The following is a 15,110-nucleotide window of genomic DNA, read 5'->3' on the forward strand; positions in this document are numbered from 1 at the left end:
ATGACGCAATCTGATCCCGTCGGCACCCGGCAAGCCCGGCCGGCGAACATCGCCATCTTCGGTGCCGGCGCCTGGGGCACGGCATTGGCGATCGCGTTCGCCGACCGGCACGACGTCGTACTCTGGGGGCGCGATCCCGAAGCGATGCGCGCCGCCTCTTTGCGGCGTGAAAACAGCGCCTACTTTCCCGGCTTTACGCTGCCTTCCGGACTGATGGCAACAGCGGATTTCGATGCCGCCGTCGCGCATGCGATCCATGCCCCGAGCGGTAATGCCCTGGTCATCGTTGCATCGGCGGTGGCCGGGCTGCGATCGCTGGCGCAGCGCCTGCAGCCGCATGCCATTCCCAATCTAGTCTGGTTATGCAAGGGCTTCGAGGAGGACACGCGCTTGCTGCCGCACCAGATAGTGCGCCAGATCTGCTCCGACCGCTTGCCGGTCGGCGCCTTGTCCGGTCCATCGTTCGCCCAGGAAGTCGCTCGCGGCATGCCATGCGCGCTGACGATCGCATCCGACAATCAGGCGCTGCGCGAGTCGGTCGTTGCAGCCGTGCATGGCCGCAGCATCCGGGTCTATTCAAGCGATGATCTGGTCGGCGTGGAGGTCGGCGGCGCTGTGAAGAACATCCTCGCCATCGCCACTGGCGTGGCTGACGGCCTCGGGCTCGGCCTGAACGCGCGTGCGGCACTGATTACCCGCGGTCTGGCGGAGATCACGCGGCTCGGCATCGCTCTGGGCGGACGCGCCGAAACCTTCATGGGCCTGACCGGCATGGGCGACCTGATCCTGACCTGCACCGGCGACCTGTCGCGCAACCGCAAGGTCGGTCTCGGGCTGGCGCAGGGCAAGCCGCTCGACGTCATCGTCAAAGAACTGGGGCATGTGGCCGAGGGCGTGCGGTGCGCACAGGCGGTGCGCGCGCTGGCGGCCAACATGGGCGTCGACATGCCGATTACCGCCGCGGTCGCCGCAGTCCTGTTCGACGGTGATTCGCCACGCGGCATGTTGCAGAAACTGCTTTCGCGCGATCCCCGGGACGAGACCGCCTAAGCGTCGAAAAGCCGGTACCATGGCGCTACCCTTATGGAGCAGCCCATGACCACCCTCATTCCCGATCCACGGCAATTCCTGCTTGACCTTTATGCCGGCGCGGTCGCCGCCGTCAGCGCCGAAAAATGCCTCCCTGCTTATCTGCCGCAGCCTCCGGAAGGCGGCCGTACATTGGTGATCGGCGCCGGCAAAGCCGCGGCGGCGATGGCGGCTGCCGTTGAAAAGCATTGGGCAGGTGAGTTATCCGGGCTGGTCGTCACCCGCTACGGACACAACGCCGACTGCCGCCGCATCGAGGTGGTCGAAGCGGCGCATCCGGTCCCGGACGAGGCGGGCCGGCAGGCAGCCGCACGCATGATGGACATGGTGCGGGGCCTGGGCGAGAAAGACCTGGTGCTGTGCCTCATCTCCGGCGGCGGCTCGTCGCTCCTGGCGCTGCCGGCACCGGGCATTACGCTGGAGCAGAAGCGCGCGCTCAACCAGGCTCTTCTCAAAAGCGGCGCGGCGATCGATGAAATGAATTGCGTGCGCAAGCATCTGTCTGCCATCAAGGGCGGGCGGCTGGCCCTTGCCTGTGCGCCGGCACGGGTCGTGACGCTGCTCATCTCCGATGTGCCTGGCGACGATCCGGGCATCATCGCCAGCGGACCGACACTGCCGGATGCGACCACGTGCAGCGATGCATTGAACGTATTGCGCAAGTACGACATCGCCTTGCCCGAAGCGGTGCGTCGCCATCTGGAATCGGGCGAAGGCGAAACGCCGAAGCCGGGCGATGCACGGTTTGCAGGGCATTCCCATCATGTCGTCGCGACTGCGCAGCAGGCGCTGGAGGCGGCTGCTGCACAGGCAAGGGCAGCCGGCATCACACCATACATTCTCTCGGACGCCATTGAAGGCGAGGCGAGAGAGATTGCAAAGATGCATGCCGCCCTGGCTCGCCAGATCGCCCTGCATCAGCAACCGTTCCGCAAGCCGTGCGTCCTGATTTCCGGAGGTGAGACGACAGTGACGGTACGAGGCAGCGGGCGCGGCGGACGCAATGCCGAATTTCTGCTCGGTCTTGCGGTAGCGCTGAATGGCCAGCCCGGCGTGCATGCGATCGCCTGCGACACGGATGGCATCGATGGCTCGGAGGACAATGCCGGCGCGGTATTCGGACCAGACACGCTGAAGCGGGCAGAAAGCCTGGAGCTGAAGATGAGGGCGATGCTCGACAATAACGATGGTTACGGGTTTTTCAAGGCGCTGGGGGATCTGATCGTGACCGGGCCGACGCGTACCAATGTCAATGATTTCCGGGCGCTTCTGATTCTGTGAATCAAGCCCCGCCACGCGCATGCACCCGGCATCCGGCCGCATAAGTCGCTGCCACCGCACGGTCATCCCCTAGCATTGCCAACGCAAACAGCAATTCCTCCAGGCTCCCCGCGCGGGCGGTGCGGCGGGCGAGCAGGGGCGTCGATTGCGGATCAAGCACGAGGAAATCCGCTTCCGCGCCAGGCGAAAAATTGCCGATGGTGCCTTCGAGTTGCAAACCGCGCGCACCGCCCAATGTCGCAAGGTAGAACATGCGCAGGGCAGAGAGATGAACGCCGCCCATGCGCGCCACCTTATACAGCTCGTTCATGGTGTGCAGCATCGAAAACGATGTGCCGCCGCCGACATCGGTCGCAAGGGTCAACGGCATTCCTGCCGCATCGGCGGTAGTGAAGTCGAACAGGCCGCTGCCGAGAAACAGGTTGGACGTCGGGCAGATGGCGGCGGCGGATCGGGTTTCCGCCATGCGCCTGCGGTCATGGTCGTCAAGCCAGATGCAATGCGCATACATCGCGCGCGGCCGCATCAGGCCGACACGATCGTAAACATCGAGATAACTGCGCGCATCCGGAAACAGTTCCTTGATCCACGCCACTTCATCGCGGTTCTCCGCGACGTGGGTCTGCACGAAAATGTCCGGATACGCCTTTGCCAATTCGCCCGCGAGCCGCAACTGCGTATCGGTTGAACTTGCGGCGAAGCGCGGCGTAATCGCATACATCTGGCGCCGATGTCCGTGCCATTTCTTCAGCAGCCGTTCGCTTTCCAGAATGCCGTCCTCCGCGGTGTCGCGCAGGTACGGCGGACAATTACGGTCCATCAGCGCCTTGCCCGCAATCATGCGGAGGTTGCGCGCGTCGCTCTCCTGGAAGAAGGCCTCCGCGGATCCGGGGTGTACCGTGCAGTACACCATCGCGGTGGTGGTGCCGCATCGCAGCAGTTCGTCGAGGAAGAAGGTTGCCACTTTGGCCGCATGGGCCGGATCGGCAAATGCGCGTTCGCCTGGAAAGGTATGGTCATCCAGCCATGGCAGAAGGCCGGAGGATGGTGACGCGATGATATCGGTTTGCGGATAATGGATGTGCGTGTCGATGAAGCCGGGAACAATCAGCTTGCCGCGGTAGTCAACGATATCCGCATGCGGCATCAGGCCGGCAGCGAGTTGAGGGTAGTCGCCTGCCGCCTGCACGCGGCCGCCTTGAACGACCAGCAGTCCGTCCTCATGCCAACGGAAAGCGTCACCGCTCCTGGCCGGGTCGTCCGTGAAGTGCAGCAGGCTGGCCCGATAGGCAACCGGTTTGTCATCCATGATCTTGGGCAAGCAAGCGCCTTATCGTTTACCTGATTGCGGCAGGGAGCCAGCGACCGCCTTGCCATTTTCATAGGTCAGTACGATCGTCATCAGCACCGAACAATTCTCGATGCCGCGCAGGGAGTAAGGGACATTCCCTGCAAGCAAGACAAGTTCGTTGGCGTTGAGGGTTTGCGTCTTGCCATGGGCGCGCACTTCCACCTTGCCTTCGAGGCACTGCAAAGTGATTTCTCCAGGTACGTTATGCTCCGGGATTTCCTTTCCCGCTGCCAGGACCAGGCGCATGATTTCGAGCTGCTCCGATTTCAGCAATGCTGTGGATGGCGTATCGCTCAGCCTGGGGCCGAGCGGATGGATATCGATGATTTCGCCGGACGTGGCATGGTGCAGGGACATGGACGACAACCTCCTTGACAGGCGCGGTATAGTGCCGCGATGAATGTTTATACAAATGCTGAAATATTAGAGATAAGGCAAGTGCGACGGTTCAATGCAAGCCATTGATGCAATTGGCTGATCTTATGAATAGCAAGAACTGAAATGGTATGGCCCTGATGCTTGTAAACGGGAAACAAAAGTCCAGCTATTTCGATTTATTTCGCCTTGATCTTCATCAAAGGGTATGCTTCGGAGCACTTTTTTACGACACCGATGTCGTAGCATTGGCCGGATTCAGGATGGATGCTCAAGCTTGCAAGTATGGTAAGTTGTAAACTTATACTGACCGAATTCCCGAATTTTTGTTTTTTATTTAGTGATCTTTATGCGCAATAACCTGATTTATTCTTCCCGCAACAAACTGCGGTCCGCCGTCAACCGCGGATTCACCCTGATTGAAATCATGGTCGTGGTGGTCATCATGGGCATTCTCGCCGCTCTGGTGGTGCCGAAGCTCATGGGCCGTACCGATGATGCGCGAATCACCGCAGCGCGCCAGGATATCGCCACGCTGATGCAGGCGTTAAAGCTGTACAAACTGGACAATCAGCGTTATCCAAGCACCGAGCAGGGCCTGCAGGCACTGGTGACCAAGCCGTCCGGCGGGCCACCGGCCAACGGCTGGAAAGCCGGCGGTTACATCGATAAGCTGCCGAAGGATCCCTGGGGCGGCCAATATCAATACCTGTCGCCTGGCATCAAAGGTGAGGTGGACGTATTCTCCTTCGGCGCCGATGGTCAGGCGGGCGGGGCCGGCAATGATGCCGATGTCGGTTCGTGGGATCTATAAGTACATTGTCGTTTGATCTTGCAAAGCGCCGGTCCCGTATCGCCGCGCGCGGTTTCACGCTGCTTGAATTGCTGGTGGTTCTGGTCGTTGCCGGCATCGCGCTCGGGTTCGTCTCGATCAACGCGATGCCGAGCGACCGCCAGGTATTGCAAAATGAAGCCCAGCGTATCGCGCTGCTGCTGCAGCTCGCGCGCGACGAGGCCATCGTGCGTAACCGTCCTATCGCTTTCGAAGCCGAGAACGACCGCTACCGTTTTCTGATCCGGGATGGCAGCACCTGGCAGCCCCTGCAGCAGGAAGACATGCTGCGCGAAAGGGCATTTCAGCGCACGCCGATCGGCCTGTCGATCTCGCCGGCGGTCGCAGCCGAAACAAATCCCCTGCGCATCGTGTTCGGTCGGGAGCCGGTCGACAAGCCGTTTCTGCTGACGTTCTCTTCTGGCGATTCGAGCGTCGCCATCCGCGCCGACGGTATCGGCAATTTCGTGGTGGAGTGACATGCGATCTCCCCTTCAACGCATGCCCGGCCAGGGTATTGCCGGTTTCACCCTGCTCGAGGTTCTGGTTGCGCTGGTCATCGTGGGTACGGCGCTGGGTGCAAGCTTGCGCGCGGTAGGCAGTCTTACTCAGAACAGCAACGGCTTGCGCGCATCGATGATGGCGAACTGGTCGGCGGAAAACCGGCTGGCGCAGATCCGCCTGGCGAAGGAATGGCCGCCGGTCGGACGGCGCTCCTTCGATTGTCCGCAGGGCGACCTTCGCCTGGTCTGCAACGAAGAAGTCCTGCCGACGCCGAATCCGTTCTTCCGCCGCGTCGAAGTCAGCGTCTTCGATGCGGAAAACCCGGACCGCCGCATCATCAAACTGGCGCAGGTAGTCAGCCAGTCATGAAAAAAGCAGCCGGATTTACGTTGATCGAACTGCTGGTGGCCATCAGCGTGCTGGCCATCGTCGCCGTGCTCGGATGGCGCGGCCTCGACAGCATCGTGCGCGCCCGCGTCGCGCTCACCAGCGAACTGAAAAGCACGCGTGGTCTGCAGCTCGCGTTCGCGCAGATGCAAAGCGATGCGGCACATCTTGCCCCGGACGCTTTGCTTGAAAACCGCATGTCGCTGGATGCCCGGCCGGGACGACTCACGCTGATCCGGACAGTGAACATCGACAACCAGCCTACGCTTGTGCAGGTGGTGTCATACCGGGTGCGGGACGGGGTACTCAGCAGGCGTGAGTCTGTGGCGACAAGAGACCTGAGGCAACTGGATGTGGCATGGGCGGCGGCATTGGCCGACAGCGACACGTCGCAGCCCGTAACCCTGCAGGATGAGGTCGATGAAATGAGAATCCGTTCATGGGATTCACAAAGTGCGGCTTGGCGGGCCGAGGCGGTGGCAACACCGCCGCCGACGGTGATACCTGCAGTGCCAGGAGCGCCGGGAACTCCGGCCACGGCTCAAAGCCAGACTGGCCTGGAAGTGACCTTACGTTTACGTGATCGCAGCACCAACCTGGTGAAGATTTTCCTGCTGGGGGCGATATGACGAAGAATGCTGCGCCTCGCTTTCGATCCCCTGCGCGGCAACGCGGCGTGGCGGTCATCACTGCGCTGCTGCTGACCACGCTGGCGATCACGATCGTCGCCAGCCTGTTCTGGCAGCAGCAGGTGCAGGTGCGGTCGATCGAAAACCAGCGGCTTCAATTGCAGAAGCAGTGGATCCTGCGCGGCGCGCTGGACTGGACGCGGTTGATCCTGCGTGAAGACGGGCGCATTTCAACCGTGGATCACCTCGGCGAGCCGTGGGCTGTCAATCTGGCGGAAACGCGGCTTGATCAGTATGTCGATAATGCCAGTGCGGAAACGGAAGTTCCGGACGCCGTGCTGTCGGGCAGCATTGTTGATGCCCAGTCGCGATTGAATCTGCGCAATCTAATGGATGAAACAAAGGGCGCACCGGATCCTGCCGAGGTCAAGGCCTTCGGTGCATTGCTTTCAAACCTGCAGCTGAATCCTTCGTTGGCGCAGTCGACTGCAGATCTGATGACGCTGGCATTCAGGAAGAAGGAGCCGGCGACCGGCACGCCTGCCGCTACGCCGGCGAGTCAGTCCCAGTCGCAGTCGCAGCCCTTGGGAATCAATCATGTGGACGATTTGCTTGCGGTACCCGGATTTACGCCTGAAATAGTGGAAAAACTGAGGGAGTTTGTCATCGTTTTGCCAGCCAAGACGCAGATCAACGTGAACACCGCGCCGGCCGAAGTACTGATGGCGAAAATTGATACACTCACGAGTTCGGACGCTGCTGCCATCATTGCGTACAGGCAGAGGTCCTATTTCAAAGGGGACGCCGATGTCGGGCAAGTAATACAAAGATCCCTTGTTACCAAAGCCGTCTTCAAAACCAACTATTTTTTAGTGAACGGCAATGTGCGCATGAACCGCGCGGCGCTGCAGATGCAAACCTTGATTCGGCGCACCGATGACCGCCCACCAAAAACCGAAATCATCTGGATTCGAGAATACTAGAAAGAGAATAAACCCTTGAGCACACTGTATATACGTCTGCCATCCAAGGCCGTTGCGGACAGCATGGACGCGGGGGCGCCCTTGTATTGCCATTTCGCCCAGGCGTCCGCCAGCGGCGCGGTGGAACGGGAGGGCGTGGCGGCGCTATCCGAATTATCCGAAGCGGCGGGCCGTGCGCAGCGCGTCGTCGTGCTTCTGGCGGCCAGCGATGTCACGCTGTTGCGGATCAAGATGCCGCCGCTGTCGGGCGCGCGCCTCAAGGCCGCATTGCCCAACCTGATCGAAGATCACCTGATGAGCGATCCGGCCGACTGCGTGATGGTCGCTGGTCCATCGGTCGATGGCCTGCGCACGGTGGCGGTGGTGCAGCGCAGCTGGCTGGAGATCGTCGCCAAGACGCTGACCGGACTCGGCGCGCGGCGCATGTCCGCGGTGCCGGCCCAGCTTTGCCTGCCTTATGAGGCCGGTGCGGCCAGCGCGGCGATCACGGAGCATGGCGCCGATATCGATGTGGCGGTGCGCTTGTCGGAACAGGACGGCATCGGCTTGCCGATCACCGCCGACCAGCCGGAACTCGCCCCGGTGGAAGTCATCCAGTCGGTCTGCGCGGTGGTGCCGCATTCGCCGATCATCTTGTATGTGCCACAGGCGAGGGTGAACGACTACCAGGAAACCGTGGGTGCTGTGCCGGCGCTCGATGGCCGCATCGCCCTGCATGCGGATAATTGGCCGCGCTGGATTGCCGGCGCCAACAAGAATCCGCTGGACCTGATGACCGGATTCGGCATGTCGTCCGGCCCGGCATTCAACTGGCGGCCATGGCGCTGGCCGGTAATCCTGGCAGCGGCGGTATTGATGATCAATGCCATTGCGCTCAACATCGATTGGCTGCGTGCGAAGCGGGAAGCGGATTCGCTGAGAATGACCATGGTGCAAATCTATAAATCCGCTTATCCGAAGGAGACCGTAATCGTCGATCCGATGGCGCAGATGCGCCAAAAGCATGCCGCCGCGCAGCGGGAATCAGGCCAGATCGCGCCGGACGATTTTGTGGCGCTGGCCGCCGCGTTCGGCGAGGCATGGGGAAGCGCGGGACAGAAGCCGCAGAGCATCGCAGGCATCGAGTACCGGGAGCGCAGCCTGTCCGTGAAACTGAAACCGGGCACCAATGTGTCGCTGGAACAGATGCAGCCGGCGTTGACGTCGCAGAACCTGTCGGTGTCGCAGCCCAACAGCGATGTATTGCAGGTTAGGAGCGGCAAATGAGGGCTCCAACTGCACTGGGCGGTATCAAACGTTCGATATCGACCTTCTGGAGCGAGCGCAACCAGCGCGAGCGCACAATGCTGTCGGTGGCGATAGCGGTGATCGTGGCCGGCCTCTTTTATGTGCTGCTGATCGATCCGGCCATCAGCGGCCGCCAGGACCTGGAAAAGAAACTGCCTGATATGCGCCGGCAAGCCGCGGAACTGCAGGCATTGGCACGGGAAACCACGGCGCTCTCCGGCAAATCCGCAGGCGCGGCGCCAGCGTTTACAAGGGAAAACATCGAGGCGTCGCTGCAGCGCAAGGGATTGAAAGCGGACAACGTGGCGATGACGGGCGAACTTGCACGGGTTCAACTCAAGTCGGTCTCGTTTGCCAGCACGGTCGAGTGGCTTGAGGAAATCCAACGGACCGCCAGGGTTTCCGTCGTGGAAGCAAATTTCGAGGGCTTGGCGGCGATTGACACCGTCAATGCCGCACTAACGCTGCGCCAGTTGAAAGGCGGGCAAAGCCAATGATCAAGGATTCGAGCAAAATGGAGATCAAGTGCGCCGCCTCGTGATATGGTTATTGGCTGGCCTGATCACCGTTACGTTGACCATGATCGCTTTCTTCCCGGCATCATGGATGGCGCCGCTGGTGGAAAGACAGACCGGCGGGCGCCTTACATTGGGCGACGCGCAGGGCACCCTGTGGAATGGATCCGCCTTCATCGGCGGCGCACCGAGCGGTGCCGATCCGGTGACGCCGCTGTTGCCGGGCCGTTTTGCGTGGCGGCTGTCGCCGATGGTGTTGCTGGGACAGGTGGATGCGGAGGTGCAAAATTCCGCAGCGCTGGCCCAACCGGTCAGGGTTACCGGTAGCTGGCATCAATGGCGGGTCAGCCCTGGCGCATTGAGCCTGCCGGCGGAACGGCTTGCCGGCCTCGGGGCGCCGCTGAACACGATCGCGCCCTCGGGCGAAATGCGGCTGACATGGAATCCGATGCTCCTCACCAGGGAAGGGCAACGCGTGACGCTGAACGGAACGACGACCTTGCTGATGAACGACATCGCATCGCGCCTGTCGCCGATCAGGCCTCTCGGGGCATATGAGTTAACAATGGATTGGCAGGGCCAGCAGGGACAGCTGGCGCTGAAAACGCTGAAAGGACCGATGCTGCTGAGCGGCTCCGGTGCACTCACCAACGGACGGCTGAGGTTTTCAGGGAAGGCGGAAGCGGAAGAAGGGCAGGAAGAACGGCTGGCAAATTTACTGAATTTGCTGGGACAACGTCGCAGAGAAGGCGACAAAACTGTGATCGCGCTAGAGTTCAAATGAGAAAAAATTCAACAGCACATACCTCGACCAAGAACACCGGATGGCGCCGATGGGGCGCCACTGCATCGCTGCTTTGTTTCATCGCGGGCATGCAGCCGCCTGCCTATGCGCAGGATCCGGCGTCCAATCAGGCATCGCTGAATTTCGTCGGCGCCGACATCGAGTCGGTGATCAAGGCGATCGGTCAATACACCAACACCACTTTCGTTATCGATCCGCGCGTCAAGGGCACCATCAATCTGGTATCGGAAAAGCCGGTCAACAAGACGGAGGCGTTCAATCTGCTGGCATCGGCATTGCGGCTGCAGGGCTTTTCGATCGTGCGCGGCGACGGATTTACCAAAGTGGTGCCGGAAGCCGACGCCAAGCTGCAGGCTGGCACGACGCAAGGACAGACCGTGCGCGGCGACCAGATCGCCACCCAGATCTTCCGTCTGAATTATGAATCCGCGGCCAACCTGGTCCAGGTGCTGCGCCCGCTGATCTCGCCCAACAACACCATCAACGCCAACCCCGGCAACAACACCATCGTCATCACCGATTATGCCGATAACCTGAAGCGCCTCGGCCGCATCATCGCGTCGCTCGATGCCCCGGCCACCGCCGAGATGGACGTGGTGCCGGTCAAGCATGCGATCGCGATCGATGTCGCCACCATGGTCAACCGTCTGCTCGACCAGGGCGGCGGCGCTCCGGGCGCGGGCGGCGCAGGTGGACGAATCAGCGTGCTGGCCGATGGCCGCACCAACTCGCTCATCATCAATGCGCCGTCGGTGGCGCGCGCCAACCTGGCCAAGTCGCTGATCGCCAAGCTCGACCAGCCGACCGCCCAGCCCGGCAATGTCCATGTGGTCTACCTGAGGAATGCGGATGCGGTCCGCCTTGCGACGACCCTGCGCGCCGTGGTGGCGTCCGATTCCTCCACGCCGGGCGGCAACCAGCAGCCGCAGCAGCAGCAGCCCCAGCAATTGCAGCAGGCACAATTCCAGACCTCCCCGGGCCAGCAGCAGCAGGGCGGCCTGGGCACCGGTGGCAGCCAGCAGTCGGCACCGACCCCGGCGGCGCTGCCGACCGGCGGACCTGGCGGCTTCATCCAGGCCGATCCAGCCACCAATGCACTGATCATTACCGCCAGCGAGGCGGTCTACCGCAACCTGCGCAGCGTGATCGACCAGCTCGACGCGCGCCGGGCGCAGATCTACGTCGAGTCGCTGATCGTCGAAGTCAGCGCGGAAAGAGCGGCCGAGTTCGGCATTCAGTGGGCCGGCTTGTCAGGCAGTGACACAAGCGACTACCGGATCGGCGGCGCGACCGGCTTCACCACGCAGGGCGGCGGCAACAATCTGATCAGCCAGGCGGTGGCACGCGCCACCACCGGCAATGCACTGCCGCCGGGGAACGGCCTGAATCTCGGCATCTTCCGACAGGTCGGCGGCAGTCTGACATTAGGAGCCCTGGCACGGGCGCTCGAGTCCGAAGGCAACGCCAACATTCTGTCCACGCCGAACCTGATCACGCTGGATAACGAAGAGGCACGCATCATCGTCGGCCAGAACGTGCCGTTCGTGACCGGCCAGTTCACGACTGCAGCGTCCGGTGGCGCAGCCGGCGTCAATCCGTTCCAGACCATCGAGCGAAAGGACGTAGGCTTGTCGCTGCGGGTAAGGCCGCAGGTCTCCGAAGGCGGCACGGTCAAGATGTCGATCTATCAGGAAACGTCGAACATCCAGCCCACCAGCAACGCGTCCGACATCATCACCAACAAGCGTTCGATCGAAACGAACGTACTGGTCGATGACGGCCAGATCATCGTGCTCGGCGGCCTCATCGAAGAACGTGTGACCAACAATGACGAGCAGGTGCCGGGTCTGGGCGACATCCCGGTGGTCGGCAACCTGTTTAAGTACCAGACGCGCCGGGGCACCAAGACCAACCTCATGGTCTTCCTGCGGCCGACCGTCATTCGCAGCAATCAGCAAAGCGTGAACGTCGCGGGCGATCGTTACGATTTCATCCGCAACGTGCAGAGCAATACCCAAGTGCCGCCGAGCTCCATCCTGCCGCAGATCAACGGCCCGGTGCTGCCGGTCATGCAGGAAGGACGCCCGATCGGCGGTGCGATGCTGGCGGTGCCGCCGGAGACTCCGCCGGTGCAGACGCCCGGACCTACGACAGGACCCGCTGCGGCAACGAATCCTGCGCCTGCCAATGCACCGAACCCGGCGGCGGTAATGCCGTCCAATATGCCGCCGGGGAACCGGTGACGATAGCCGCCGCGGCAGAGCCCGGCGTGCAGCCGAACAACCAGTATCGATAAAGTTAAAGCAGACCGCAATGAGTATCGTCACAACAGAAGCCAGGTTATTGCCGTATGCCTTCGCCCGCGACTTCGCCTTGCTGGCGCGGCGCGGCGAAGCGCCGGGCAATCCGGTCGAGGTATGGGTATCGGAGGCGACTGCGCCATCCGCGATCGCCGAAGTCAGCCGCCGCTTCGGACGGGTGAGGCTGAAGTCGATTCCGCGTGCCGATCTGGAAGCGGCCATCGCCCAGGCCTATGCCGGCTCCGGCGGCGATGCCGCGCAGGTGGTGGATGAAGTCGAATCCGATCTCGACCTGGCGAAACTGATGATGGACATGCCGGCAATCGAGGACCTGCTCGAATCGGCCGACGATGCGCCGGTGATTCGCATGATCAACGCCCTGCTGACGCAGGCGCTGCGCGAGGAAGCTTCGGATATCCACATCGAGCCTTTCGAACAGATTTCGGTGGTGCGCTTCCGCGTCGACGGCAATCTGCGCGACATCGTGCGGCCGAAGAAAGCCATCCACGCATCGCTGATCTCGCGAATCAAGATCATGGCGCAGCTCGACATCGCCGAGAAACGCCTGCCGCAGGACGGCCGTATTACGCTGCGCGTCGGCGGCAAGCCGGTCGACGTGCGGGTATCGACGCTGCCCACCGGTCACGGCGAACGTGCGGTGCTGCGTCTGCTCGACAAGGAAGCCGGACGTCTCGATCTGCAGCATCTCGGCATGAGCGATGCGGTCATGCCGCAGTTCGACAAACTGATCTCGCAGCCGCACGGCATCGTGCTGGTCACCGGCCCGACAGGTTCCGGCAAGACCACCACGCTGTATGCCGCGCTGTCGCGGCTGAATGCGCCCACCACCAACATCCTGACCGTGGAAGATCCGATCGAGTACGAGTTGGCGGGCGTCGGCCAGACCCAGGTCAATGCGCGTATCGACATGACGTTCGCGAAAGCCCTGCGCGCCATCTTGCGCCAGGACCCCGACATCATCATGATCGGTGAGATCCGCGATCTCGAAACCGCGCAGATTGCGGTGCAGGCATCGCTGACCGGTCACCTGGTGCTGGCAACACTGCACACTAACGATTCGGCGGCGGCGGTCACCCGTCTCTTGGACATGGGCATCGAGCCCTTCCTGCTGTCGTCGTCGCTGCTGGGCGTGGTCGCGCAACGGCTGGTGCGCAAGCTGTGCCAGGAATGCCGCCAGCATGACGGCCACGAGTGGCACGCGGTGGGCTGCGATAAATGCGGCCACACCGGCTATCACGGCCGCGTCGGCATCTACGAACTGCTGCTGACGACCGACCAGATCCGTGCGCAGATCCACGACCAGGCATCCGAGGCGGAGATCCGCGCGGCGGCACAGCGGGATGGCATGCGCACCATGCGCGAGGATGGCGAGCGCTGGGTGGCCCAGGGCATCACCACCCGCGCCGAGCTGTTGCGGGTTGCGAAAGAGTAGAAACAGAGCAGAGGCAGGCGCCGTGCAGGCATGAACGCCTGCGTTATCAACCGGAACTGAATGTAGAGTAATCAGCGTGCCAGCATTTCGTTATGAAGCCGTCGACGCGGTCGGCAATACCAGGAAGGGCGTGGTCAACGCCGACAGCGCCCGCGCTGCGCGGTCCGACCTGCGCGCCCAGGGTATGGCGCCGCTCGTCGTCGATGCCATCGCCGCCCAGGTCGATGAATTCGGCCAGGCGCGCAAACGGTCGTTCGGTGACAAGCTTTCCACCAACGAACTTGCGCTGTTCACCCGGCAGCTCGCCAGCTTGCTGGAAGCCAGTCTGCCCCTGGAGCAGGCGTTCTCAGCCTTGCTCGAGCAGGCGGAGCGCCCCTATGTCCGCGACTTGGTGGCGTCGATCCGCTCCGAGATCATGGGCGGTTCCTCGCTGTCCGATGCCTTGTCGAACCATCCACGTGATTTCGCCGATATTTACCGGGCGCTGGTCGCCTCCGGCGAGCAAATCGGTCAGCTGTCGAAGGTGCTGTCGCGTCTGGCGGACTACATCGAGCGGCGCAATGCGCTGGTGCAGAAAGTCAGGCTGGCGTTCACCTATCCGGCCATCGTGACGGTGGTGGCGTTCGCCATCGTCATCTTCCTGCTGGCCTACGTGGTGCCGCAGATCGTCTCGGTGTTTGCCAATACCAAGCAGAAGCTGCCGATGCTGACCGTGGTGATGTTGGCCATTTCGGACTTCGTGCGCAATTACGGCTGGATCGTCTTCCTGTTGTCGGTGGGCGGTTTCCTCGCCTGGCGCAGCGCGTTGAAGAATCCGGATATCAAGTACCGCTGGCATCGATGGCTGCTCAACGCGCCGCTGTACGGCAAGTTCGAACGCAGCCTGAACACCGCCCGTTTCGCCAGTACGCTGGCGATCACCACCGGCTCCGGCGTGCCGATCCTGCGCGCGCTGCAGACCAGCCGCGACACCTTGTCGAACGTCGCAATGCGCGAGCAGGTCGAGGAAGCGACCGCCAGCGTGCGCGAAGGCGTCGGCCTGGCGCGCGCGCTGTCGGCGCACAAGCACTTTCCGCCGATGCTGATCCATATGATCCGCGCCGGCGAGGTCACCGGCGAATTGCCGGCCATGCTGGAGCGGGCATCGAATGCGCAGGAACAGGATCTGGAGCGGCGCGCAATGACCATCGCCGGATTACTGGAGCCGGCGCTGATCCTGGTCATGGGCGTGGTGGTGTTGCTGATCGTGCTGGCGGTGCTGATGCCGATCATCGAGATCAACCAGCTGGTGCGGTAGAACGAACTCATTTCAAGGAAAG

At 62.2% G+C, this 15,110-nt stretch carries 15 protein-coding genes; 13 read left to right on the plus strand and 2 right to left on the minus strand.

Features of this window, described 5'->3' with window-relative positions; genetic code table 11:
- Positions 1-1,050, plus strand: coding sequence for an NAD(P)H-dependent glycerol-3-phosphate dehydrogenase (locus VGU61_RS12815; RefSeq protein ID WP_326859521.1), 1,050 nt, complete (start codon positions 1-3; stop codon positions 1,048-1,050).
- A 45-nt stretch (positions 1,051-1,095) separates the two neighbouring features.
- Positions 1,096-2,370, plus strand: coding sequence for a glycerate kinase (locus VGU61_RS12820; protein ID WP_326859522.1), 1,275 nt, complete (start codon positions 1,096-1,098; stop codon positions 2,368-2,370).
- Between the two features lies 1 nt (position 2,371).
- Here VGU61_RS12820 and guaD read toward each other — a convergent pair whose 3' ends face one another.
- Both guaD and VGU61_RS12830 read right to left on the minus strand, forming a co-directional pair.
- Positions 2,372-3,679, minus strand: a complete 1,308-nt coding sequence (gene guaD / locus VGU61_RS12825; RefSeq protein ID WP_326859559.1) for a guanine deaminase — start codon at positions 3,677-3,679, stop codon at positions 2,372-2,374.
- A 21-nt stretch (positions 3,680-3,700) separates the two neighbouring features.
- Positions 3,701-4,078 (minus strand): cupin domain-containing protein, encoded by a 378-nt coding sequence (locus VGU61_RS12830; RefSeq protein ID WP_326859523.1) that lies wholly within the window; start codon positions 4,076-4,078, stop codon positions 3,701-3,703.
- A gap of 367 nt (positions 4,079-4,445) precedes the next feature.
- Between VGU61_RS12830 and gspG the strand changes: the two genes are divergently transcribed.
- The 11 genes from gspG to gspF all read left to right on the plus strand — a co-directional run bounded on the left by gspG (position 4,446) and on the right by gspF (position 15,088).
- Entirely contained in the window at positions 4,446-4,910 is a 465-nt protein-coding gene (gspG, locus tag VGU61_RS12835) for a type II secretion system major pseudopilin GspG (protein ID WP_326859524.1), read from the plus strand.
- 5 nt (positions 4,911-4,915) lie between these two features.
- On the plus strand, positions 4,916-5,407 hold the full coding sequence (locus tag VGU61_RS12840; protein ID WP_326859525.1) for a GspH/FimT family pseudopilin: 492 nt from the start codon (positions 4,916-4,918) through the stop codon (positions 5,405-5,407).
- A 1-nt stretch (position 5,408) separates the two neighbouring features.
- A complete protein-coding gene (gene gspI / locus VGU61_RS12845; protein ID WP_326859526.1) occupies positions 5,409-5,801 on the plus strand; it encodes a type II secretion system minor pseudopilin GspI in 393 nt (130 codons plus the stop codon).
- On the plus strand, positions 5,798-6,448 hold the full coding sequence (locus VGU61_RS12850; protein WP_326859527.1) for a PulJ/GspJ family protein: 651 nt from the start codon (positions 5,798-5,800) through the stop codon (positions 6,446-6,448). The genes gspI and VGU61_RS12850 overlap by 4 nt, the downstream gene beginning before the upstream one ends.
- Entirely contained in the window at positions 6,445-7,431 is a 987-nt protein-coding gene (gene gspK / locus VGU61_RS12855) for a type II secretion system minor pseudopilin GspK (protein WP_326859528.1), read from the plus strand. Before VGU61_RS12850 ends, gspK begins: the two co-directional genes overlap by 4 nt.
- Before the next feature lie 15 nt (positions 7,432-7,446).
- The gene (gspL, locus tag VGU61_RS12860; RefSeq protein ID WP_326859529.1) at positions 7,447-8,697 is read left to right on the plus strand and encodes a type II secretion system protein GspL; all 1,251 of its coding nucleotides are present in this window, start codon (positions 7,447-7,449) and stop codon (positions 8,695-8,697) included.
- The gene (gene gspM / locus VGU61_RS12865; protein WP_326859530.1) at positions 8,694-9,215 is read left to right on the plus strand and encodes a type II secretion system protein GspM; all 522 of its coding nucleotides are present in this window, start codon (positions 8,694-8,696) and stop codon (positions 9,213-9,215) included. The genes gspL and gspM overlap by 4 nt, the downstream gene beginning before the upstream one ends.
- 28 nt (positions 9,216-9,243) lie before the next feature.
- Entirely contained in the window at positions 9,244-10,017 is a 774-nt protein-coding gene (locus VGU61_RS12870; RefSeq protein ID WP_326859531.1) for a type II secretion system protein N, read from the plus strand.
- Complete coding sequence (gene gspD / locus VGU61_RS12875; RefSeq protein WP_326859532.1) at positions 10,014-12,281, plus strand: type II secretion system secretin GspD; 2,268 nt, start codon at positions 10,014-10,016, stop codon at positions 12,279-12,281. Before VGU61_RS12870 ends, gspD begins: the two co-directional genes overlap by 4 nt.
- A 70-nt stretch (positions 12,282-12,351) precedes the next feature.
- A complete protein-coding gene (gene gspE / locus VGU61_RS12880; protein WP_326859533.1) occupies positions 12,352-13,791 on the plus strand; it encodes a type II secretion system ATPase GspE in 1,440 nt (479 codons plus the stop codon).
- A gap of 76 nt (positions 13,792-13,867) precedes the next feature.
- Positions 13,868-15,088: a type II secretion system inner membrane protein GspF gene (gene gspF / locus VGU61_RS12885; protein ID WP_326859534.1), complete on the plus strand. Its 1,221-nt coding sequence runs from the start codon at positions 13,868-13,870 to the stop codon at positions 15,086-15,088.
- Positions 15,089-15,110: the final 22 nt, after the last annotated feature.

This window comes from Noviherbaspirillum sp. (genome assembly GCF_035944575.1).
In the GTDB taxonomy this organism is placed as follows: domain Bacteria; phylum Pseudomonadota; class Gammaproteobacteria; order Burkholderiales; family Burkholderiaceae_D; genus Noviherbaspirillum.

What these genes read in the sequence shown, in the direction of transcription:
- VGU61_RS12815 (WP_326859521.1), top strand. Translation starts at nt 1, where the DNA reads ATGACGCAATCTGATCCCGTCGGCACCCGGCAAGCCCGGCCGGCGAAC.
- VGU61_RS12820 (WP_326859522.1), top strand. Translation starts at nt 1,096, where the DNA reads ATGACCACCCTCATTCCCGATCCACGGCAATTCCTGCTTGACCTTTAT.
- guaD (WP_326859559.1), bottom strand. Translation starts at nt 3,679, where the DNA reads ATGGATGACAAACCGGTTGCCTATCGGGCCAGCCTGCTGCACTTCACG.
- VGU61_RS12830 (WP_326859523.1), bottom strand. Translation starts at nt 4,078, where the DNA reads ATGTCCCTGCACCATGCCACGTCCGGCGAAATCATCGATATCCATCCG.
- gspG (WP_326859524.1), top strand. Translation starts at nt 4,446, where the DNA reads ATGCGCAATAACCTGATTTATTCTTCCCGCAACAAACTGCGGTCCGCC.
- gspI (WP_326859526.1), top strand. Translation starts at nt 5,409, where the DNA reads ATGCGATCTCCCCTTCAACGCATGCCCGGCCAGGGTATTGCCGGTTTC.
- VGU61_RS12850 (WP_326859527.1), top strand. Translation starts at nt 5,798, where the DNA reads ATGAAAAAAGCAGCCGGATTTACGTTGATCGAACTGCTGGTGGCCATC.
- gspK (WP_326859528.1), top strand. Translation starts at nt 6,445, where the DNA reads ATGACGAAGAATGCTGCGCCTCGCTTTCGATCCCCTGCGCGGCAACGC.
- gspM (WP_326859530.1), top strand. Translation starts at nt 8,694, where the DNA reads ATGAGGGCTCCAACTGCACTGGGCGGTATCAAACGTTCGATATCGACC.
- gspD (WP_326859532.1), top strand. Translation starts at nt 10,014, where the DNA reads ATGAGAAAAAATTCAACAGCACATACCTCGACCAAGAACACCGGATGG.
- gspE (WP_326859533.1), top strand. Translation starts at nt 12,352, where the DNA reads ATGAGTATCGTCACAACAGAAGCCAGGTTATTGCCGTATGCCTTCGCC.